Raw genomic sequence first — 22,406 nt, 5'->3', positions numbered from 1 at the left:
ACAAGATATTACTAATAATGTAAATAGAATTGCAGATGATATTATTAGTGATGTAAATAAGAAAAGATTCTAGGAGTAGAATCTTTTCTTGAGAGATGTTGCCTAGAATCACTTTGATATTCTTTCTTTAATTCACCTAATATAATATATTTAAATACATTTATGATATACAATGATTTCTTATAGCAATACATAATAATAAAGCATCTGCAAAGAGTTAGTATAAAAATATAGTTAAATATATTGTATACCAATATATTTAACTATCTAATTCATAGTCTATTAAGCATTTCTTGTATGATGTGGAAGTTTTGAAATAAAGCAATCTATATTATTCCAAAAACTCTTTGTAATACTTCCAACCATCATATATGTGTGGTGCACATGATCTAAAAATTGTTGTTTCATGTGTCAATAACTCTTTAACCTCTGAATAAAATTCACTTTCTTTTAAATATTGCAATACTTGATTTTCTATTAGTCTTTTATTATCTTCATCTTGAATCTTTATATGCAATCTATAACAAAAATTACTAATATCATACTTAAAGCTATCACATTTAAGAAGTTCCAAATCATTGCAGTAAATTTTCAAATAACTCATATTTTGGCTATCTTTAGAATCCAAAATATCATCACTAATATCAACATAACCTTTTTTATTGTCACCTAAAATAGTGGTTATAATACCCCCCCCCCGCTCTATACATACCACAATCAATATTAATACTACCAAAAAAATTTACAAGTTTTTTTGTATAAACATTACTTCTAAATTCTATGTCAAACAATTCTGATATAAATCTCAAAGTGTCCGTTATTTTATCATGTGCCAAGTCTTTCATATCTATAATAGATATATTTTTATCTTTAAATAGATTCAATAATGTATTTTCAAAATACTGGAATCTTTGTGGTCTTTCAAAAATATTTCTTATATCATTATTTTTATAATTTATCTCCGATTTAACAAATAATAAAACGGCATCTAATGTGGGATGATAATTAGCAATATATTCATTTCTGGCTATAGAATAACCATGATAAACAAACAAATTATCAAAAAAAGATTCTCTAAATCATCTCCAAGTCTAAAGCTGTCCTTATGCAAGAATTTTACATTACAATTTGTTACTAGATTGCTTATAGGATCTCTTGTTAGCATTAACATACTTGGTTTTTTACCACTTATTAGATCTATATATTTTGAAAAATTATCATAAAAACAATTTAGATATACAATTTTAGTATCTTTGTTATACATCTTACTTATAGCTTTATAATATCTATCTTTACCGTCTCCTGTGTAGTCAGCAAGAATTAGAGCATTACTATTTTTCAAAAAATAACTAATAGCATTATTTCCACTGCCATGAGATGCAATTATAAACTTATCATAGCAACCAAGTTTTATACCAAGATTCCAGAAAATACATTTTACAAACTTAGGCAATCTCTTTGTTACTAAATAAGCAATAGAGTATAAAAGTCCATATTCTTTGAAATAAGATAGACTTTTACTTTTTTGCATTACTCTATCTTTTCCCTTAAAAAGCTAAAGGCAGGTAAAGTAATTGGCAATACTATTTTATTTTCATTTCCACTATGAATCGATTCTAACTCCTTGCCATTTTCTAGTAGAATCTTATAAAACTTCATATATTTTTTGCCATTCTCACTATATATCTCGCCAAGCTCACTCTTGCCAACTGATACCTCATCGATATTAGGACTTACTATTTCTTTGCTTTCTCCAAGTCTAATTGTATGCCTACATAAAGCAAACTTACCATCTTCACTCACTTCAGCATTTACTTGATAGCTACCCTCGCTAATGGCTGTTTTATGGTTTTGTGTATTTAGCTTTTCAAATGGTCTATGTATCAAATATCCATCGCTAAAACCACGATTTTTAAGAGTCAATAATTCATTTTCATATCTATCCAAAACAAAATTAGAATCCCTATAATCATCAAGTGCTGCCCTATAAGCTAAAGCAGTGATTCCAGCATAATAGCTAGACTTTGTTCTTCCTTCAATTTTTAGCGAATCAATAACATCACTTTCTAGTATAGCAGGTATATGTTCTACTAATTTTAAATCTTTAGCGTTAAAAATATGTGTGCCAACTCCCTCTTCTTCTACAAGTCTCATCATAACGCCATTATCAGGATTTTTGACATAATATTCATAATCGAATCTGCAATCATTAGCACAGCTTCCACGATTTGGGACTCTACCATTTTGCAACGCAGAAATAAGACATCTACCAGAAAATGCAAAACACATACTTCCATGCACAAAAATTTCTAGCTCCAAGTTAGGCAGTGCCTTTTTAATCTCTATTGCATCTTTTAAGCTAAGCTCTCTTGCAGCTACAATTCTTTTAACTCCCATTTCATAGAAGACTTCTGCATCAAGTACATTTAGGACATTTGCTTGTGTTGATAGATGGATTGGGATATGTGGTGCTATTTTTTTAGATAACTTTACCACCCCGGGTGTAGCCATGATAAAAGCATCTGGGTTTAAAGATGCCATTTTTTCAATATGAGATTCTAGAAGCTTTAGTTGCGAGTTAAACGGAAAACCATTTATTGTTACATATATTTTTTTACCCAAAGAATGAGTATATCTAACGCCCTCACCAAAACTATCAAAGTCAAATTCTTTACTAGCCCTATTTCTTAAAGAAAAATGACTAACTCCACCATATACAGCATCAGCACCATAACTTAAAGCTATTTTTAGTTTTTTTAGATTCCCAGCAGGGGAGAGTAACTCGGGGATTTTTTTTGTATTACTCAAGGTTTTAGTCTTATTTGGAAAAGTTAGCAATTAATGCTTCAATATCATCGTCATTGACTACATTTTCGGTTTTATCACCTTGTATATGAACTGCAGAACTAACCCTCTTAGAATCATCAATTCTACCTTCAAATAAAGAACTCATATACCTAGATAACGCTCTCATTACATTTATAACTCTCTCTATCTTTTGCCTATGAATATCTTGATATTGCATTATATCCATAGCCTCTAATGATGAGTTGCTTATAATATCAGAAGAATCCATTATCGTATCTAACGCACTTTGTGCCTTTTTTAGCTCTTCTAATTTATCTCCAAATGTATGAAAGTCAGGGAATTGAGCATGTAGTTTTTCCAATAATTCTTTTTGTGATTTAAAAAATCCACTAATAACTTTGACAGAATCTTCAATGTCCATTCCTGCATTATTTATAGCTTCTAGCTTATCAAAAGTCTCTGTAGCCTTCACTTCAGAATCTCTTGTAACATCATCTAACTGATGCACAACTTTATGCTCATTAGTAGGTGGTGGTGGTGGCCAATTTACTTCTTGGTCTATTCTAAAGTCGCTACTTAGCTCTTCTTTTGCTTCCTCTTTTTCCTCTTGTAATTCCTCTTCGTCTGGCAATTCAGAAACATCACTATTTAATAGGGCATTTAGCTCTTCTTGTGTCATATAAAAACCTTAAAACTTAAATTTTGTAATTGTATTCAAAATTTTTTGTAAAAAAAATTAAATATTTATCATTTCAGCTCATTATATAATGAAAGTGCATATCTATCGCTCATAGAAGCTATAAAATCTGCACAGATTCTATGTAGTTTGCCTCCATTTTGCACCCTTAGTTTTAAATCTTTTGGCAACAAATTTACATCACTGCTTAAACATTCATATAGAGTTTTTATACATTTCTTTCCTACAAACATTTTTGTCTGTATTTCCTTATGCTTATATAGCTCACTAAATAAAATCTTTTTTATCTTTTTAATTTCGCTTTGTATATCTTTTGAGTGGGATATAAGTAAGGATTCTGTGCTTTTAAAACAACTGCATTGCGGTTGTTGCTGCATTATTTTTTGTGAATTTTCTAGCACATCATAGACTAACACAGAAATAAGCCTAGAAGTAAATCTATGCCTAAAAATTTTATCCTTCCTACATACCCCCTCATTAGATTCTACATATCTCATACAGTCTTTTATTAGCTCATTTTCTTGTATTGTATCAAAGCTAATAAGCCCATATTTTATACCATCATCAATATCATGGCTAACATATGCTATCTCATCTGAAATATCTACCACCACTGCTTCTAAAGATGGGTGAAATCCTGTTTTAAAAATACTCTTTAATTCATCACTCAAAAATGGTTTATCATAGGGATAGGAATGTTTTAGTATTCCTTCTAAAGTTGCAAATGTCAAATTTAGCCCATCAAAGTCCTTATATCTCTTCTCTAGCTTACTTACAACCCTAAATGACTGAAAGTTATGGTCAAATCCATTTTTATAGTCATTTTCTTTTAATACTTCATCTAGCATATCACCACCTGCATGACCAAAAGGAGTATGACCTAGATCATGTGCTAGTGCTATTGCCTCACTTAGAGATGAATCTAATCCTAGATTCTTAGAAATCGCCCTTGCTATTTGACTTACTTCCAAAGAATGTGTAAGACGCGTCCTAAAATAATCTCCACTAGAGTTTAAAAAAACTTGAGTTTTATACTCCAATCTCCTAAATGATGAACTATGTATAATTCTATCCCTATCTCTCTCAAATGAACTTCTAAAATCTTCATTTGATGGATAAAATCTAGTATGTGGCAATAAATTTTCCATTTAGATTCCTAAAGCTTTTTTGTTATTTTATCGCCTTTGTGATAAGATTGCCACAAATTAGGCTAAGGAACAATATGAAATTTGATTTTGAGAATTTTTATATCTTAAGAGAACCTTTTGGCGAATATCAAACCAACTGCTACATACTATGCTCAAATAATAGCTCTATAATAATAGACCCCGGAATCAATGCTACTTCATGGGTGCTAGAAAATGCAAAAAGTCCATTAGCCATACTAAATACTCATGGGCATTTTGACCATATTTGGAGCAATTATGAATTACAAACAAAGCTAAACATACCGCTAATATGCCCAAAAGAAGATTCATTTATGCTTCTTAGCGATTGCTTTAGCACAGGACTTACTCCATCAAAACCAGATGTCTTAATAGATGATACTAATAGTGGCCAAACTTTTGCAGACTTTGAAATATCATTCTTACACTTCCCCGGACACACACCTGGTTGTAGCGTGATAGTAGCAAACCATAAACAAAACAAAGAAGAAAAGGTAATGTTTAGCGGTGATTTTATATTTTATCGTTCCATAGGCAGAAGTGATTTTCCATACTCAAACACACAAGATATGATTGATAGCTTAAAAAGATTCTTAGATATAAAAGAAGACATGCCAATCTTCCCCGGACACGGAGAAGAAACAAGCATTAAAAAAGAACAGATAAATATTCCCTATTGGCTAACAAGGCTTACATAGGGATTAAATCTGTAAATACAAACGCCAACAAATAAGTAAAGATTCCTATACCTATTACAAGCAATATAGAATACTTAACTGTGTATCTAAATAGCTCTGATTCTTTACCAACCAAGCCAACTGCCGCACAAGCAATGGCGATACTTTGAGGACTTATCATTTTACCAACGACACCACCAACAGAATTAGCCGCTAAGAATAACACTTCAGGCACTCCAAGCTGTCTTGCAGTTAGTTGTTGTAATGTCCCAAAGAGTAGATTCGAACTTGTATCACTACCGGTTAAAAACACTCCAATCCAACCAACTATAGGAGAGAAGAAAGCAAAGGCGTCACCAGTTTGAGCTAAAGCAAGTGCTAAGGTTGCAGATAATCCACTATAATTTGAAACATAGGCAAAGCCAACAACAAGCCCTATTGTAAGAAGTGCAAATTTCATCTCATTTAATGTCTCTCCAAAAGTCTGAACTGCAGTTTGGATATTTATTCTTAAGACAACCATAGTAATTAATGCAGTAAAGAATATAGAAGTTCCAACTGCTAGTATTAAAGGAATCTCAAAGACTGATTTTACTGCTTTATCACTGCTTACTGCAGGTGCTGTTTGTATTATATTTGATAACGATTCAAAATTAAATTTCAGACTAGTAAATGCCAAGATTCCATCTTGTGCAAATAACGCTTTAAACCAGCCTTGCGTCCAAATAATAATCATAAACACCAAAATAACAAATGGAATCCAAGCAAGTATTATTTGCTTTGGGGTATAAGACTTAACCGAAAGCGTCTGCTCTCCACCAATATCACTATCAAACTTAAATGTATTTTTTGGTTGCCAAAATTTCAAAAATATAGTAGTAGCCGCTATTGATACAATTGCAGAGGCAATATCTGGTAATTCCGGTCCGAGTTTAGTTGCAGTGTAAAACTGCACAATAGCAAAACTTCCACCTGCTACCAAAGCAACTGGATAAGTCTCTTTTATCCCTCTAAATCCGTCCATGAGAAAAATTAAGAAAAATGGCACAAACAATGATAAAGGTGGCAACATATGCCCTGCTACTGATGATATTTCTAATGCAGGAACATTTACAACTCCTGCCATGGCAATAATAGGAATCCCAACAGCACCAAAAGCAACAGGAGCAGTATTTGCTATCAAACAAAGTCCTGCTGCATAAAGCGGTCTTAGCCCCAATCCAACAAGCAATGCAGCAGTAATAGCTACAGGTCCTCCAAAGCCAATAGCACCCTCCAAGAATGCACCAAAACAAAATCCAATTAAAATTACTTGGATCCTCTGATCTGGGGTAATAGCAATTATCGATTCTCGCAAAATATCAAAATATCCCGATTTTAGCGTTAGCTTATAGAGAAAAATTGCAGCAATGATAATCCAAGCAATAGGCCACAATCCATACAAAAACCCATAAACAAAACTATATATCACTTTATCAAGTGGCATTTTATATACAAATATAGCTATCAATATAGCAGATAGAACCGTAAGAAACCCAGCAACATGTCCCTTGAGCTTCAAAACAACTAAAGATATAAAAAACAATGCGATAGGAATAAATGCAACCAATGCACTAAGCCAAAGATTTCCTGTTGGATTATAAACTTGAAACCATTCCATATAACCTCCTAAAAATGTCTTTATTTCATTGTATATAAGGTTTCTAAAAAATACTGATTACAAGATATTAAATATGGAAAAATTAAACAATAATGTTACTTTTTGTATTCACAAAGCAAAGCCAAATAAAATGCTTAAATGTTTAAAAAACAAAAAACAAATTTTGTGCTAGATTGTTAAAAAAGTAGTAAGGATTCTTTATGCGTGTTTATTTTTTTGGAACCTGTATTGGCTCAATGGTCTTTAGCAATACTTGCGTCAATGCTATAAAATTGCTTCAAAGAGAAGGTGCAGAAGTTATCTTCAAAAAAGATCAAACCTGTTGCGGACAACCAAGTTATAACTCTGGATATTATGAAGAAAGCAAAAAAGTTGCACTTTATAATATGGAGCTTTTCAAAGGAAGTGAGCCAATTATTATACCTAGTGGATCTTGCACTGGCATGATGAAAGTTGATTATATAGAACTATTTGAAGGCACAGAACATGAAGAACAAGCAAGAAAATTTAGCAACAGAATCTATGAACTAAGTGAATTTTTAGACAAAGTGTTACAAGTAAAATATAATGATTTAGGCGAAAAAACAAAAGTAACATGGCATAGCAATTGTCATGCATTAAGGGTGGCTAAGTGTATAGATTCTGCAAAAAATCTTATACGATCGCTTAAAAATGTTGAACTTATTGAACTAGAAAGGGAAGAGGAGTGCTGTGGGTTTGGCGGGACATTTAGCATAAAAGAACCTGAAATATCAAACGCTATGGTAAGCCAAAAAATAAAAGACATACAATCACGCAATGTAGAATACATGCTAAGTGCTGATGCTGGTTGTTTGCTAAATATTAGCGGAGCAATGCAAAAACAAGGCGTCAATGTGCAGACCATGCACCTATATGATTTTATTGCACAAAGAATAGGTATAAGGGGCTAGCATGAGCGAAGCACTAAAACAAAAATATCACAATATAGTTTCTCAAAAATTAGAAGATAAACAATTAAGAAAAAACCTCCTTAGCGTTATGGACACGCTAAAAGGCAACAGAAAAAAACTCATAGCCTCAAGATTCTATGATTGGGAAGCTTTGAGAGAACAAGGCAAAACCCTAAAGCAAAAAAACCTAGCCAAGCTTGATACATTGCTTGAAAAATTTGAATCTAAAGCAAAAGAAAATGGCTTTATAGTGCATTGGGCAAAAAATAGTGATGAAGCAAATAATATCGTGCTAGACATAATGCGAAAAAATAATATAAATAAGATTCTAAAGGGTAAGTCTATGGCAAGTGAAGAAACGCATTTGAATGCGTTTTTAAAAGCTAGAGGCTTAAATCCTATTGAAACAGACTTGGGCGAGATTATTATCCAGCTTATAGATGAACCACCAGTGCATATAGTAGCTCCTGCAATCCATAAAAATCGCTACCAAATTGGTGAGATTTTTCGAGATAAACTTGGAGCACCATTAGAATCTGAACCAGAAAAGCTTAATGAAATTGCACGCACACATTTAAGAAAAGAGTTTAAAGATTTCAAGCTTGGTCTTAGTGGAGTGAATTTTGCTATTGCTAATGAAGGTGCTATTTGGCTATTAGAAAACGAAGGCAATGGCAGAATGAGCACGACTGCTTGTGATATTCATGTGGCATTTTGTGGGATTGAAAAAGTTATAGAAACTTTTGAAGAAGCCTCAATTTTAAACGCACTACTTATCCCCTCAGCAACCGGTGCTCCTGTAACTTGCTATAACAATATAATCACCTCTCCAAGAAAAGAAGGTGAGCTAGATGGTCCAAAAGAAGTGCATATTATAATACTGGATAACAATCGTTCAAATATGCTAAAAGATTCGCATTATTATCGTGCGTTAAGTTGTATTCGTTGCGGGACATGTCTAAACCACTGCCCAGTATATGATAAAATCGGCGGACATGCTTACCTTAGCACATATCCCGGACCTATTGGAGAGGTTATTTCACCTCAACTTTTTGGTTTAAATAAATTTAGCCCTATGCTTGATCTTTGCTCACTTTGTGGGCGATGCTCTGAAGTGTGTCCAGTAAAAATCCCCCTAGCAGAACTTATAAGAGATCTAAGGAGCGAGAGGGTTGGACAAGGTAGAAAGGGTGTAGTTGGAACAGATTCTAGCACACAAAATAAAGCTGAAATCAAAGCAATGCAAAGCTTTATGCAAATAGCAACAAATCCAAAAAAATGGAGACTACTATTAGCTATGGCAGACTTTTTATCACCACTTAGCAAAACTTTTGCGCCATTAATTCCGGGACTAAAAACTTGGACTAAATATAGAGAGCTACCAAAACTTAATGGGAATCTACATCAAAAAGTATCAAAAATGCAAGGAGTGATTTATGAGTAGAAATGAAATTTTAGAAAACATAAAACATGGAATCGCCACAAATAATAACATACCAAAAAATGATGTAAAGTATAAAAATCCCATGAATCACACAAGAGAAAGCTTGTTAGAAGAATACAAGCTAAACCAAAGCAATAACAAAGCAATAGTATTAGAATCTGATAATTTACCAAAGACAATAAATGAAATATTAACTGAAGTTAATGCAAGCAAGATTCTGCTAAACAATGACTTAGCAATAGACACAAAAGATATTAATAACAATTACCAAACAATCCCATATACAAAAAGTATCGATTTTGTGCGTGAAGAACTATTTAACATTGATACTTCAGTTGTAGAGGCAAGATGTGGTGTAGCAAATGTTGGGATTGTAGGCTTAAGCTCAAACTCTGCTTCTCCTAGACTTGCTTCATTAATTACAAATAATTGTATTTACTTACTTAAAAAAGAAAATATTGTAGAGAGTTTGCATGAAGGTATAAACTTTATAAAACAATACGAAAAAAAGCGTAGCAACACGGATATTCTGCCAAGCAATATAATCTTTGTAGCAGGTCCATCACGCACCGCAGATATTGAACTTCAGACAATTTTTGGTGTGCATGGACCAAGGGTTGTGTATGTTGTTTTATACTAATGTGCTTCATATAGCATATATTGGAATCTTGAGGCAATCATCTTTGCTCTTTGCAAGATTTCAGCACTAACTTCTTGTGAGAAAACTTGGGATAAACTCTCTTCAAACAAAGATAGCCACAAATCAAAAAACTCCCTAGGAAATGGTGGTAAATCCAAATGAGCTTTCATTGGTTGCCCACTATAATTTCCAACTCCAAGCAACATTCCTTGCCAAAAATTTGAGATTTTCTCTTTGTGCTTATCCCACTCTTCGTTGCTTGTACCAATTTTATTGTTAAATATATCGCCAAGCCCATTTTTATCAACGCGAATCTTGTTATAAAAAATGTCCATAAGCTTATTTATCTTTTCAATAGTTATTTCTTCCATAAAAACTCCTTAAAAATAAAATGCCATCTTAGCTAGTAAGACAATAAATAACCCAAGTATCAAAGCCAAAATATGGATAATCTTAGCTAGTGGATTTTTAAGCCCCAAATAATAGCAAGAAAGAGAGATAACAACAGCGACCAAAATCACAAATGCTAAAATCATTTTTATAAACAAAAATTGTTGCAGCGTTGTATCAAAAAACCCAACTTCGCTATTTATATATCTACTAATCATAACACCACCGCTTAATATTAACAAAGCAAGACATAATGGCATTATCTTTCTAGCTCTAGAACCTATTATAGAAAAAATCTTATCTGCAATCTCTTCGCCTAGCTTCTTCCTTATAAGACTAAGTAACACTACATCAGTAAAAATATATCCTAAAAATATAATTGCACACAAAATGTGTATTATCAAAAAATATGGGTATAAAGATTCCATGAATGTCCTTTTAAATTTTAGAGATATTATCAAAGTTGTATCATAAAAAAATTGACAAGAGTTAATTGTGTGATATACTTAGTAAAAGGAGCAACAATGCAAGACTACATAAAATTACTAAGAAACATAGGGCATAAAAGGTTCTACAACAAAAGTGAGATTCTATTTTTTGAAGGAGAGAAGCCAAAAATGGTGCTAATCTTGCTAAGTGGTAGCATACGACTTTATAAGACAAGCGATACGAACAAAGAAACAACAATACACAAAATAGAACACACAAGTTTCATTGCTGAAATGCCAAGCTTTCTAAACATGCCCTACCCAGCTAGTGCGGTATGTGAGAGAGATAGTGAAATTTTAGAAATAAACATAGAAACTCTAAAAAATCAGTGTATAAAAGATTCTGACTTTTGCTTCTCTCTAATAGCTTCCTTATGTCAAAAAATCAAAATTTTAGAAAACTTAATAAACAACAACCAAAAAACCCTAAAAGAAAAGATAATAGAATTCCTAGAAAACAACAAAGAAAACTTGCAAACTCTAACTCAAAGAGAAATAGCCAAAAGATTGAATATTAGCCCAGAATCTCTATCAAGAACGCTAAAACAACTTAAAGATTCAAATAAACTAAAAATCGCAAAGGGCAAAATCAGCCTTTAGAGATTTCTAAATCTTGCAATCTCATCTCTAAGCCTAGCAGCCTCTTCAAAATCTAGCCTTTTGGCTGCTTCGTGCATTTGCTTTGTTAGCTCTTTTACAAGTTTTGCTCTCTCTTCTTTTGGCATTTTTTCCTTTTTCTTTGCCCTTTCATATAGCATTCCTAAATCTTGGTTTTTTAGATTCTCATCTAATTTCCTTACAACCCCTTTAGGTGTTATATTGTTCTCTTTATTGAATCTTTCTTGTCTCTCTCGCCTATAATCTGTCACTTCCATTGCCCTCTTTAAAGATGGAGTAATTGTGTTTGCAAACAACAAAACATGCCCTCTTACATTTCTAGCAGCTCTTCCCATTGTCTGAATAAGGCTTGTCTCGCTTCTTAAAAATCCCTCTTTATCAGCATCTAATATTGCTACTAACGATACTTCAGGCAAATCAAGCCCTTCGCGCAACAAATTAATCCCAACTAGCATATTAAACTCACCTAACCTAAATTCTCTAATTATTTGATTTCTTTCTATTGCGTCTATTTCAGAATGCATATATCTAACCTTAAGCCCAAGCTCTAAATAATACTTAGTTAGTTCTTCTGCCATTTTTTTAGTCAAAGCAGTAACAAGCACTCTATCGCCATTTTTGATTACTCTTTTGGCTTCATCATATAGCCTTTCCACTTGATTATCTGTGCTACAAATCTCATAAGTTGGATCAAGTAAGCCCGTAGGTCTAATTAGTTGCTCTGCTATATGTTCTTTACTCAAATCTAGTTCTTTTTGTGCAGGAGTTGCTGAAACAAATAAAAAATGTGGTGCTTTTTGTATAAATTCTTCATATTGTAATGGTCTATTATCTAACGCACTAGGAAGCCTAAATCCATACTCTACTAACACTTCTTTTCTACTTCTATCACCTGCATACATTCCGCCAAATTGAGGCAAACTCACATGAGATTCATCTACAATTAGCAAATAAGGTTTTCTTTTTTGCTCAAAGTAATCAAGCAAAGAATATGGAGTTTCTCCCTCTTTTTTACCAGTCAAGTGTCGTGCATAATTTTCTATTCCTTTGCAAATTCCAGTACTACTTATCATTTCTAAATCAAATTCAACCCTACTTTTTAGCCTCTCATACTCTACCATTCTATTTTCTTTTTTATAAAGCTCAAGTCTTAAAGCTAATTCTTCTTCTATGCTTTTTATTGCAGATTTTAGCTTGTTTTCACCAACTATAAATGGATTTGCCGCATAAAGAACAAAAGTATCTTTTCTGTCAATATTTTTCTTATCTATAGAATCTAAAATAAAAATATTCTCCAATTCATCACCAAAAAACTCTAACCTAACCACCTCATCTTCATTATATGCAGGATATATATCTATAACTTCTCCATTAACTCTAAAATCACCTCTATCAAAAAAGGCATCATTTCTTTTATATCCCATATCCACCAGTCTTAAAAGGAGCGATTTTTGATTATAACTTTTACCCACCTCAAAGCTCTCAATCATCTCTAAATATTCACTAGGATTACCTAAACCATAGTTTGCAGAAACAGAAGCAACAACAATCGTATCATCAAAAGCCAACAAAGAAGTTGTAGCCGATAGACGCAATCTCTCTAGCTCATCATTAATCTTAGAATCTTTTTCTATAAACAAGTCTTGTCTTGGTATATATGCTTCAGGTTGATAGTAATCAAAGTGGGAGATAAAATATTCGACATGATTTTTAGGAAAGAATCCTTTAAACTCGCTAAATAGTTGTGCTGCTAAAGTCTTGTTATGCGTCATTATTAAGGTTGGCATTTGAAGCTTTTCTATTATATGTGCCATAGAAAATGTCTTTCCGCTACCAGTTACACCTATTAGGGTTTGATATTGACTACCTTGTTTTATAAACTCGCTTAACTTTTCTATTGCTTGAGGCTGATCGCCAGATGGATTATATTTAGATTCTAATATAAATTTTTGCATACACATGCCTATAAAATAAAATTGCAAAAAGCTATAATTATATCACAGCATTTTTACTAACCTTAGGAGAAGTCATGTTAAAACTTGTATCATTATTATTTTGCCTTTCTTTTAGTCTTTATGCACAACCTTGGGTTATGTTTAGCGATATGGACGATACATATTTATATGACCAAGCAAGTGGACAAGTATATATAAGAAAGAAAAACGGAGGAAAAAACTATGAAGATACATTCGTAAAAATGGGAGTAATAGATAACGCAAAAAAAGATTCCAAACCAAACACACAAACAACAAAAACCACACAAGATTCAGCAGATAAAGCCAAAAAAGAACAAGAAGATCTAATAAAGAAAGCCCAAGAACTTCAAAGAAGTATCCAAGGCAGTATTTTTGAAAACCAATAGCTTTATATAAGGCTAATCATGGCCGATAATATACCTATTGGTGCAATAAATCTAATAGTAAAATACCAAGTTTTAAAGTAAATACCTCTCAAGTGTCCCTCGCTCATAGCATATACTTTCTCCTTTGGTAGTATAAACCCCATATAAATACACATAAAAACACCAGCTAGAGGCAACATAAATGATGAAGTAATATAATCTAACCAACCAAAGAAGTTCTTATCAAAAAATGTCAAATAGCCCCCATAAGATTCTGTGTTGCTAAATAAAACCACAAGTCCAAGAATATATGCAATGCTAATACTAGTTAAGTTTGCTCTTTTTCTAGTGTATTTTAATCTTTCAATAAGGCACGAATTAAGTGGTTCAAGCATGGATACTGCAGATGTAATTCCTGCAAAAATTAATGCAATAAAAAACAAAAACGCAATAATTTGACCACTAACTCCCATGTTTGCAAATATCAGCGGAAGAGATACAAACACTAAGCCCGGACCACCAGATGGTTCTGCACCATGCCCAAATATAAATGTAAATACCACAAGCCCTGCTACAAGACAAAATAGAAAATTAAGCACCGCAACAATAACAGCAAATCTAACAAAGTTACCATGCTTTGGAAGAGAGTTTGAATATGTAAGAATCACACCAACACCAAGCGATAGCGCAAAGAATGCTTGTCCTATTGCCTCAACTACAACTTGCGAGTTAAGCTTACTAAAATCAGGGCTAAATAAGAACTTAAAAGATTCAATAAATGAATCTTGCATTACAGAATATACCAATAAACCAGCAAAAATAATAAACAATAAAGGCATTAAAATTAAATTTAATTTCTCGATTCCAGCCTTCACGCCCTTATTTAGTACATATGCACAAAGTGCTACAACCAATAAATGCCAAAACATCTGATAACCTATGCTACCACTTACAAACTCTCCCCATACCTCTTGTGCTTCTTGTAGTGTCTTTGGCATACCAATAACCGATAAAAACAAATAATGAAACAACCAACCAAGCACAACCACATAAAAAGAAAAAATAAGCAAACCAGAAATAACCATCAGGCCACCATATTTTAAAAACTTCATATTATTTGGCGCTAAAGTCTCAAAAGTGCTTATACTATTTTGCTCGCTCTCTCTGCCAAATAGCATTTCAATCACAAAAATACTAAGCCCAAATAATATAAATGCCAAAATAAACACGATAACAAAAGCAGCTCCACCATTTTGACCAACTAGGTATGGAAATTTCCAAATTCCACCAAGTCCTATGGCGCTACCTGCAGTTGCTAAGATAAATCCGGCTTTTGAAAATCTAGTCATAATAAATCCCTAAAACACTAAATAAAAGCCTAACTTTATCAAAAAATATAAAAAAATAAAATATTTTATGTATTAAACCCAACTTCCCTAGCACCATCAAAGTTTGATGAAAGCTCTCTTTTTATCTCATTAATAAAAACTTGTGTTGTAAATAGCGGATTCTTCATCGTAGCTACAAGCAATGCTACATTTTTTATTATTATAAATATCTGACCACCAGTTAGAGAAAACTCACACAAAGAATCTATGCTAAAGTCTTTTTCATAAGGTGCATTTTTTGGAAGCATTTTCTCCCATAGCAATTTTCTCTCACTTAAGCTTGGCTTTTTAAACTCGATTTTATAATTGAATCTCCTAGAAAATGCACTATCTATTGTCTCTAAGAGATTTGTGGTAGCTATTAGGATTCCATCAAATTTTTCTATTTGTTCTAAAAATATATTTTGCATTTGGTTGTGCATTTTATCAGCACCACTTGTATAGAGACTCCTTGTGCTTAAAAACTGATCTGCTTCATCTAGTAGCAATATTGGTGTTTGCTTGGTTTTATTTCTTATTTCATAATATGAATCAAAGATTCTTCTGACATTTTTCTCACTCTCGCCAACATACATCGATAATATCTTAGAACAATCAAAGCTTAGCACTTCTTTTTTTAGCGATTTTGCTAATGCTAAAGCAGTCATTGTCTTCCCAGTTCCTGCAACACCATAGAAAATTATTTTAGATTCTATATCTTTATTTTTATCCTTTATGCCCCATTCTTTAAGATTAGCAAGAACTTTTGTATCCATTTGTTGCAATACAGAATCTAACAACTTTCTAGTATCTTTATTTAATATAACTTCATCAAGTGTATGCTTTGGCTTTACAAACTCGAATATTTCATGGTCTTCTAATAAGTTTTGCACACTTATTTTTTTTCTTGTTTTGCATTTTGTGGATTGATTTATTATTTGCCTTAGAATATTATCTGCTATATAAAAACTACGATTCCCACCAAACATAACATCACTCTCTATTAACCCACCATATATTAGCCTACTATCATCATCTAGCAAATATCTATTTTTTATTTTTTCATCATTATTCTTGCTAATTATATTTATAAGATAATTTAGATCTCTCCTCTCACTATCAATAGGAGCATACTCTTCTTTTAGAATAACTAAAAATATCATCTTTTCATTTCTATCTAAATTATAATCATCAAATATTACTTCAATGCTTGGCTTGTCTTTTGTCAAAGCTAGTCTTTTTTTAATTCTTGATTCTAATGAAGTTAGCTTTTTTATATTTTGAGTTAGCAAGGGTGAATTTTTATTGTATTTTTTAAGCATAAAAATATCATGCAAAATATCCACGACACAGAATTGATCCTTTAAATAATCCAAATCATCGACATATGAAGATATTTTTTCTGTCTTTGCACTATTGTTTAGATTCTCCAAAACCCTAAAAAAATCACTACTTAGATAGAATGGGGAATTTATAAGCTCTAGCAATGTTAGCTCTCCACCCATAGTTCTTATCCAGCCTAGATTCATTAGATTTTTAAATTGCACCATTAGATTTAGTATAGAAAGTGGATTTTCAAGACCATACAAACCACGCAAAATCTCTAAAGCAGTCCCCTCTGTATTGCCATGCAAAAACGAATTTAACATATATTGTAATATTAGTGCTTCATCTTTTGCACATTGCAAAGAAGCAAAAATTTTTGTTTTTTCTATATTTTTTGTGTTTAAAAACTCTAAAACATGTTTCATATTCTGCATACACGCCCCTTATACTGCTGGAAGTATATATAATGGCTCTAAATCACCACCAAAAATGCTCTCATCTAAAACACTAGGCAAAGCATAATTCGAACATATATTCTCATTTGATTTTATTAACTTTATCTGCCCATTCTCATATGCAAAATAACAATCTCCATATGCTTTAATAGGGGTGTTATTATTAAAATAAAATCCATTAGTCGCATGTAACTTTACATTGTTTGATATATGCAATGTTTGAGCAAAAATATATGTAAGCTTCAATGCCATATAGCTACCTGGGCCATTTACATAAAACAACTCATCAAAGGCTATTCTTTTCTTTTTTAAATCACAAAAAAAAGACACTAACGAATCTGAAAGCTTAGATTCTAGCACATGAGATGAAATCAGCTTATTATCTTTATATATCCCAATAAGAGGTGGCACGCTTGTTGGGATTAATAATATTTTATGCATTTTCTTTTGCTAATTCATAATCATAAAGCTTGTATTCTTGTGGTATTTCCACTATTTCATAAGCTTCTTCTTCAAGCAGTTTTTTAGTTAGCAAATGATTTAGTTTATGACTTCCAGCATACGATATATACGCACCAAGCAATGGCATGCCAAGCAAAGACATATCTCCTATTGCATCAAGTATTTTATGTCTTACAAACTCTTCTTTATATCTAAGTCCCTCTTTATTTAAAATAGTAGTATCATCTAGCACTATGGCATTATCCAAAGAACCACCAAGTGCTAAGCCTATACTACGCATATATTGCACTTCTGATAAGAATCCAAAAGTCCTAGCTCTTGCGATTTCTTCTTTATAATTTTTGGTGCTAAATTCAAATTTGTATTTTTGAGTCCCAATTGCAGGGTGTGGAAAATGTATGGAAAAGTCAAATACACATTCATCGCTTGGCTCTAACCTTACGAATTTATCTCCATCTTTTATCTCAATAGGAGATTTTACTTTTAGAATCTTTTTTGTGCTATCTTGTTCTATAATTCCAGCTTCTTCAAGCAACATACAATACCCTATGCTACTTCCGTCCATAATTGGCACTTCTTCATTATCAAGCACGATTCTTAGATTATCTATACCATATGCATATACAGCTGATAGTAAATGCTCAATGGTAGAGACTTTATGAGAATCTTTAGCAATCACGGTTGCCATTGTAGTATCTACTACATTATCTGGCTTTAGCTCTATATTTACTCCAACATCGCTTCTAAAAAAATGTATCCCACTTCCAGTAGGTAATGGCTCTAGCTTCATTGTAACTGGCACACCTTTATGCAAACCTATACCAACTAATTCCACTGATTTTTTAATTGTCTGCTCTCTCATCTATAACCTTTCAATTTTAATTTCATTATCAACTTTATATATTTTCTTCATATCAGGCATTAAACTATCCCTATCTATAATAGTGCCATTTAACAATAAATTACCTTCTTTAACTGTACCTGCTATTATATAGCTACCATCACAGAATATATTTCCATTAATTTCGCCAAAAATCTGTATATTACCCATACTCTGCACAATAGCACCACTATTAACATTACCAAAAATAGTAATATCGCTATTTGATATTATCTCCTCTCCACTTCTTACATTTCTGTGCAATACTAAAGTTTTTGGAATATCATTGGTTTCTTGTTTTTCTTCTTCTTTGTTTTTAGCTTCTTTTGCAACATGAAGACAATTATCGCTTTCTTGGACAAAATTTAACTTTAGCTCTTTTAAGCATTCAAGGACATTATCTCCAACTTCATAAGAAAAAATCAAAATAAAATCAGACAATAAAATTGAATTTTTACGCAAATACGCAATAACCTCATCATCATCGCTCCTAGTAAATATAAATGCTCTTAAACTTTTCTGTCTGACATTTACCACACTACAACCTATCTATAATCTGCTTAGATTCTAAAATTACATCTGTTATATTATCTCTTATCCAATCTTTATCCATCCACTCTGCGGTTCTTGCTTCATATCCTTGAATTAAAACACTAAAATGCAAATGATCTCCAAGTGCTAATCCAGTAGCACCAGTATTTGCAATAATATCACCACTAAAGACTTCATCTCCAACACCTACATTAGAACTAGTTAAATGTGCATACAAAGTAGATAATCCAAGACCATGATAAATTACAACTGCATTGCCATCGATTCCTACAAACTCATTTAAGCTAACTACTCCATTGTTGCTAGAGATTACAGGCGCCTGTTTAATGCTTGCTATATCTAACCCCATATGATTTGACCTACTAACTATCTCTCCTTGATAGCTAAAGCTCCTAGAATCTCCAAAACTTGCCATAACGGCTGGATTTTTAAGTGGTGCAAATGGATTTATTTTAAAATCACTAACAATGCTATCTCTATCATATACACTTGCAACTTCATAGATTCTATTAAAGCTATAATCTCTAACTTCTTCGTTTATATATTTAAAAAGGGATACTTTATTTGGAAACTCACTTATATCCCTCTCTCCTATTTCTTGTGTTAATGAGGTTATCTTGCCATCAATGAAGTTATCTGTAAGTGGGATTGTAGAATCTCTATATTGTCTCTTTTGTAAATAGAAATTAATAGGAACAATGCTTACATTTCCTGCTTTATCCTTCACTTCTATCTTGCCATCAAATGTAGATTCACCCTTATCCCACGCAACTAAAGATATATAAAACCCATCTTTATAGAAAGGTTGTGGCTTAAAGATATATTGTCCATTTGTGATTTGTATAGAATCTAAATTATCATCAACAGCACGAAATACAACCAAAGCACTTCCGCCTTGTGTTATCTTATAAGAATGAGCCACAATGGCTACTTGTGGATTTTTAGCATCTATGGTTATTTTAATGTTCTCTGTTGTTGTGTTTCCGCTAAAAAAATTCCACTTACTATTATCTATGGCAACTACTTCTAGTTCTAAAGATTCATTGCTAGATTTTACTTGTTGAGGCTTTTTGAAGCTTACACACACATTGTTGGTATTTACTGGTATATCACACTTTGTAGCCTCTTCTTTAACTAACTCTAGTGGTATTTTACTTCCATTATCATTTATAGAGATACTATACTCCCTAATTCCACTATCATCGGTAAAACCAACAAAAAAGCTATCTTTTAGATTCCATATTGTCGGATTTTTGTATGATATTTTTGGCGACTCTTTTTCAAAGCTATCTGAAGAGAGCATAAAAATACCGCCACCAATTAGTACAAGCACGAATATCAAGCCAAAAAGCTTCACAAAACCTCCTTGTCTTCTATGGTATTGCATGCAATTCTCCTAGTTATGCTTCTAATGCTACTTTAATTGCGTTTTCTATTTTGTCCTTAGAATCTGGTTCAACAACTCTTTCACCAACCTCCACACCATTTTTATAAAAAATCAAAGTAGGGATTCTTCTAACGCCTAGCTTGTCTTTTAACTCTTCCTCTTCATCAGCACCAAGATGAAAGAAACTGATATTAGAATACTCACTAGCTAGAATCTTCATAATAGGCTCTATCTTCCTGCAATCAGGACACCAAGGAGCACCCACAGCAACCAAACAAACGCCTTCTTTAATAGAATCTTCATAGATTTCTTTTGTTAATTTTTCCATAATATCTCCTTAAGCTATATTTGTAAATACTACTTGCACATCATCATCTTCTTCTATTTTATCAAGTAGCTTTTCTATATCAACTAATTGCTCCTCACTAAACTCAACTGGATTATTTGCTATACGCTCTAAAGCAGCCTTCTTTACATCTAAGCCTTTTTCCTCTAAAGCCGTCGCTAAAGTGCCAAAACTCGTATAATCACCATAGATGTGTATTATATCACCATCAACTTCTAAAGTCTCTAAGCCAAAGTCAATAAGCTCTAGCTCTAGCTCTTCAATGTCATTTATATTTTCTTTACTGATTTCAAAATGTGCTTTTCTAGAAAACATAAACTCCAAAGAATTATTAGTAAGCATTTGTCCGCCAAATTTATTTACATAACTTTTTAGATTCGCTACCGTCCTAGTTGAATTATCAGTAGCACATTCCACAAAAAATAATGCACCATGAGGGGCTTTTATCTCATAATTTACTTCTGTAATAGTAATTCCATCTTTACCCAATGCTCTTTTAATTGCAGCTTCTATATTATCCTTTGGCATATTTTGTGCCTTTGCTGCTAAAATCGCACTTCTTAATTTAGAGTTCATATCAGGATCGCCACTTCCTCCTTCTTTTACTGCAATGCTAATTGCCTTGCCTAATTTTGGAAATAGCTTAGACATTTTATCCCAACGCTTCTCCTTGCTTGCTCTACGATACTCAAACGCTCTTCCCATAATAAAACCTTAATAATGTAATATAACGATAATATAAACATAATATAATAATATAAACATATTATTAACACAATATAGCATTATAGCTTTGTAGGCACACTTTTTTCAAGCTAAAACAACAAACATACTATTTTCTTGACACAAAATTATTTTTTTACTATAATCTCATTTCTTTTTTACATTCCGGATTAGCTCAGCGGTAGAGTAGGCGGCTGTTAACCGCTTGGTCGTAGGTTCGAATCCTACATCCGGAGCCACTAATCCATTAAATCAATCTCAATACTTTTACTTATAAATTAAAGCCAATCGATACTGCTTAGTTTATTATATTTAATCTATGCAACTCAGCTTCCAAATACTTTTTTATATTTACTTTCAATTCCATATAATAGTCTGTTGCGACCTTTCTATATTCATTGTAAGCTGGTTCTTTACTATTTTTATTTTGACTTAATTTTGTAAAACTATCCATAGTGACTTTAAATGCTTGATCTTTTGTAAAATCATTTATATCAACAACTAAAAGTGGAATTTTTGCCATTTCAAATATGCACTTTTTAATAAAATCTCTCAACTCAACACCTCTTTTTATGTTGTCTTGCACATATTCATTGCCATAATGTCCGCTACCTTGATATTCAACAATCACTCTTGGTTTGTAATAATCACACACAACAAAATCAACATAAAGCTTATCATAATATTGACGAAGCCCAGCATATTCGTCCTTAAACTCGTTTGGTATATTAATTAGAGCTGAAACTGATATTTGAGTAAAAATATCTTTATCTGGCAGTAGTTCTTTTAAGGCTAACATACATTGTTGTTCTTCTCCATTAATGATCTTTTTACTTTGTATAAATTTTTTATTTTCATAGTTTTGTGCAGCTATTTGCAACTTTTTTAATGCTTCAAGTTCGTTATTATATTGCTGGAGCTCATATGTTGCTTTATTAACAAGTCTATTAGAAGTTATAAGTCCGCTTTCGATTTCTTGGATAATTTTTTTCATAGATTCAAACCTTTAATTTTTGATTATGCAACAATTATCCTTACAAATATATA

At 32.3% G+C, this 22,406-nt stretch carries 25 protein-coding genes and 1 tRNA gene; 7 read left to right on the top strand and 19 right to left on the bottom strand.

Translation table 11 applies throughout. The annotated features are described in order from the left end of the window. Positions 1–331 precede the first annotated feature (331 nt). From PF021_RS06660 to PF021_RS06635, 6 genes are all read right to left on the bottom strand, one after another. Positions 332–736 (bottom strand): DUF2972 domain-containing protein, encoded by a 405-nt coding sequence (locus PF021_RS06660; protein ID WP_271021698.1) that lies wholly within the window; start codon positions 734–736, stop codon positions 332–334. Then, a complete protein-coding gene (locus PF021_RS06655; RefSeq protein ID WP_271021697.1) occupies positions 666–1,055 on the bottom strand; it encodes a hypothetical protein in 390 nt (129 codons plus the stop codon). The genes PF021_RS06660 and PF021_RS06655 overlap by 71 nt, the downstream gene beginning before the upstream one ends. Continuing rightward, positions 1,028–1,531 (bottom strand): hypothetical protein, encoded by a 504-nt coding sequence (locus PF021_RS06650; protein WP_271021695.1) that lies wholly within the window; start codon positions 1,529–1,531, stop codon positions 1,028–1,030. The genes PF021_RS06655 and PF021_RS06650 overlap by 28 nt, the downstream gene beginning before the upstream one ends. Continuing rightward, on the bottom strand, positions 1,531–2,808 hold the full coding sequence (locus tag PF021_RS06645) for a peptidase U32 family protein (protein ID WP_271021694.1): 1,278 nt from the start codon (positions 2,806–2,808) through the stop codon (positions 1,531–1,533). The genes PF021_RS06650 and PF021_RS06645 overlap by 1 nt, the downstream gene beginning before the upstream one ends. 10 nt (positions 2,809–2,818) lie before the next feature. Beyond that, complete coding sequence (locus PF021_RS06640) at positions 2,819–3,487, bottom strand: chemotaxis protein (protein WP_271021693.1); 669 nt, start codon at positions 3,485–3,487, stop codon at positions 2,819–2,821. 68 nt (positions 3,488–3,555) lie between these two features. Beyond that, a complete protein-coding gene (locus tag PF021_RS06635; RefSeq protein ID WP_271021692.1) occupies positions 3,556–4,653 on the bottom strand; it encodes a deoxyguanosinetriphosphate triphosphohydrolase family protein in 1,098 nt (365 codons plus the stop codon). Positions 4,654–4,727: 74 nt separating this feature from the next. Between PF021_RS06635 and PF021_RS06630 the strand changes: the two genes are divergently transcribed. Beyond that, positions 4,728–5,369 carry an MBL fold metallo-hydrolase gene (locus tag PF021_RS06630; protein ID WP_271021691.1) on the top strand — a complete coding sequence of 214 codons (642 nt, stop codon included), beginning with the start codon at positions 4,728–4,730 and terminating at the stop codon, positions 5,367–5,369. Here PF021_RS06630 and PF021_RS06625 read toward each other — a convergent pair. Beyond that, the gene (locus PF021_RS06625; protein WP_271021690.1) at positions 5,362–7,008 is read right to left on the bottom strand and encodes a lactate permease LctP family transporter; all 1,647 of its coding nucleotides are present in this window, start codon (positions 7,006–7,008) and stop codon (positions 5,362–5,364) included. The genes PF021_RS06630 and PF021_RS06625 overlap by 8 nt on opposite strands. Positions 7,009–7,208: 200 nt before the next feature. Between PF021_RS06625 and PF021_RS06620 the strand changes: the two genes are divergently transcribed. The 3 genes from PF021_RS06620 to PF021_RS06610 are packed head-to-tail and all read left to right on the top strand — an operon-like array spanning position 7,209 to position 10,024. Then, the gene (locus PF021_RS06620; protein WP_271021689.1) at positions 7,209–7,940 is read left to right on the top strand and encodes a (Fe-S)-binding protein; all 732 of its coding nucleotides are present in this window, start codon (positions 7,209–7,211) and stop codon (positions 7,938–7,940) included. Between the two features lies 1 nt (position 7,941). After that, a complete protein-coding gene (locus PF021_RS06615; RefSeq protein WP_271021688.1) occupies positions 7,942–9,384 on the top strand; it encodes a LutB/LldF family L-lactate oxidation iron-sulfur protein in 1,443 nt (480 codons plus the stop codon). Further along, positions 9,377–10,024: a LutC/YkgG family protein gene (locus tag PF021_RS06610; protein ID WP_271021687.1), complete on the top strand. Its 648-nt coding sequence runs from the start codon at positions 9,377–9,379 to the stop codon at positions 10,022–10,024. Before PF021_RS06615 ends, PF021_RS06610 begins: the two co-directional genes overlap by 8 nt. On the opposite strand, the gene PF021_RS06605 is transcribed toward PF021_RS06610, so the two are convergent. After that, positions 10,021–10,395, bottom strand: a complete 375-nt coding sequence (locus PF021_RS06605) for a group III truncated hemoglobin (protein WP_271021686.1) — start codon at positions 10,393–10,395, stop codon at positions 10,021–10,023. The two genes, PF021_RS06610 and PF021_RS06605, sit on opposite strands and share 4 nt — an antisense overlap. A gap of 9 nt (positions 10,396–10,404) precedes the next feature. After that, on the bottom strand, positions 10,405–10,842 hold the full coding sequence (locus tag PF021_RS06600) for a copper resistance protein CopD (protein WP_271021685.1): 438 nt from the start codon (positions 10,840–10,842) through the stop codon (positions 10,405–10,407). Between the two features lie 96 nt (positions 10,843–10,938). Here PF021_RS06600 and PF021_RS06595 point away from each other — a divergent pair, with 96 nt between their 5' ends. Then, positions 10,939–11,502, top strand: coding sequence for a Crp/Fnr family transcriptional regulator (locus PF021_RS06595; protein WP_271021684.1), 564 nt, complete (start codon positions 10,939–10,941; stop codon positions 11,500–11,502). Here PF021_RS06595 and uvrB read toward each other — a convergent pair. Further along, complete coding sequence (uvrB, locus tag PF021_RS06590; RefSeq protein WP_271021683.1) at positions 11,499–13,475, bottom strand: excinuclease ABC subunit UvrB; 1,977 nt, start codon at positions 13,473–13,475, stop codon at positions 11,499–11,501. The genes PF021_RS06595 and uvrB overlap by 4 nt on opposite strands. Before the next feature lie 74 nt (positions 13,476–13,549). On the opposite strand from uvrB, the gene PF021_RS06585 reads away from it, so the two are divergent. Then, on the top strand, positions 13,550–13,882 hold the full coding sequence (locus PF021_RS06585) for a hypothetical protein (protein WP_271021682.1): 333 nt from the start codon (positions 13,550–13,552) through the stop codon (positions 13,880–13,882). A 2-nt stretch (positions 13,883–13,884) separates the two neighbouring features. Here the strand turns inward: PF021_RS06585 and PF021_RS06580 are convergent, their stop codons facing one another. From PF021_RS06580 to PF021_RS06545, 8 genes are all read right to left on the bottom strand, one after another. Beyond that, positions 13,885–15,210 carry a sodium-dependent transporter gene (locus PF021_RS06580; protein ID WP_271021681.1) on the bottom strand — a complete coding sequence of 442 codons (1,326 nt, stop codon included), beginning with the start codon at positions 15,208–15,210 and terminating at the stop codon, positions 13,885–13,887. 65 nt (positions 15,211–15,275) lie between these two features. Beyond that, positions 15,276–16,988 (bottom strand): AAA family ATPase, encoded by a 1,713-nt coding sequence (locus PF021_RS06575; protein WP_320415073.1) that lies wholly within the window; start codon positions 16,986–16,988, stop codon positions 15,276–15,278. Between the two features lie 9 nt (positions 16,989–16,997). Then, a complete protein-coding gene (locus PF021_RS06570; protein WP_271021679.1) occupies positions 16,998–17,450 on the bottom strand; it encodes a hypothetical protein in 453 nt (150 codons plus the stop codon). Then, complete coding sequence (gene lpxC / locus PF021_RS06565) at positions 17,443–18,333, bottom strand: UDP-3-O-acyl-N-acetylglucosamine deacetylase (protein WP_271021678.1); 891 nt, start codon at positions 18,331–18,333, stop codon at positions 17,443–17,445. The genes PF021_RS06570 and lpxC overlap by 8 nt, the downstream gene beginning before the upstream one ends. Then, complete coding sequence (locus tag PF021_RS06560; protein ID WP_271021677.1) at positions 18,334–18,888, bottom strand: septum site-determining protein MinC; 555 nt, start codon at positions 18,886–18,888, stop codon at positions 18,334–18,336. Position 18,889: 1 nt separating this feature from the next. Further along, positions 18,890–20,290 carry a M23 family metallopeptidase gene (locus PF021_RS06555; protein ID WP_271021676.1) on the bottom strand — a complete coding sequence of 467 codons (1,401 nt, stop codon included), beginning with the start codon at positions 20,288–20,290 and terminating at the stop codon, positions 18,890–18,892. Positions 20,291–20,303: 13 nt separating this feature from the next. Then, positions 20,304–20,618, bottom strand: coding sequence for a thioredoxin family protein (locus PF021_RS06550; protein ID WP_271021675.1), 315 nt, complete (start codon positions 20,616–20,618; stop codon positions 20,304–20,306). 9 nt (positions 20,619–20,627) lie between these two features. Then, on the bottom strand, positions 20,628–21,341 hold the full coding sequence (locus PF021_RS06545) for a YebC/PmpR family DNA-binding transcriptional regulator (protein WP_271021674.1): 714 nt from the start codon (positions 21,339–21,341) through the stop codon (positions 20,628–20,630). Positions 21,342–21,523: 182 nt separating this feature from the next. Here PF021_RS06545 and PF021_RS06540 point away from each other — a divergent pair. Then, positions 21,524–21,598: transfer RNA gene (locus tag PF021_RS06540), tRNA-Asn, on the top strand. A 59-nt stretch (positions 21,599–21,657) separates the two neighbouring features. On the opposite strand, the gene PF021_RS06535 is transcribed toward PF021_RS06540, so the two are convergent. Next, positions 21,658–22,353 carry a DUF2726 domain-containing protein gene (locus PF021_RS06535; protein ID WP_271021672.1) on the bottom strand — a complete coding sequence of 232 codons (696 nt, stop codon included), beginning with the start codon at positions 22,351–22,353 and terminating at the stop codon, positions 21,658–21,660. Positions 22,354–22,406 lie beyond the last annotated feature (53 nt).

Origin of the sequence: Helicobacter ibis, assembly GCF_027859255.1 — a bacterium.
Taxonomy (GTDB): Bacteria; Campylobacterota; Campylobacteria; order Campylobacterales; family Helicobacteraceae; genus Helicobacter_D; species Helicobacter_D ibis.
Note: the sequence above shows the minus strand (reverse complement) of the source record. Positions and strands in the feature narration are given on the sequence as shown.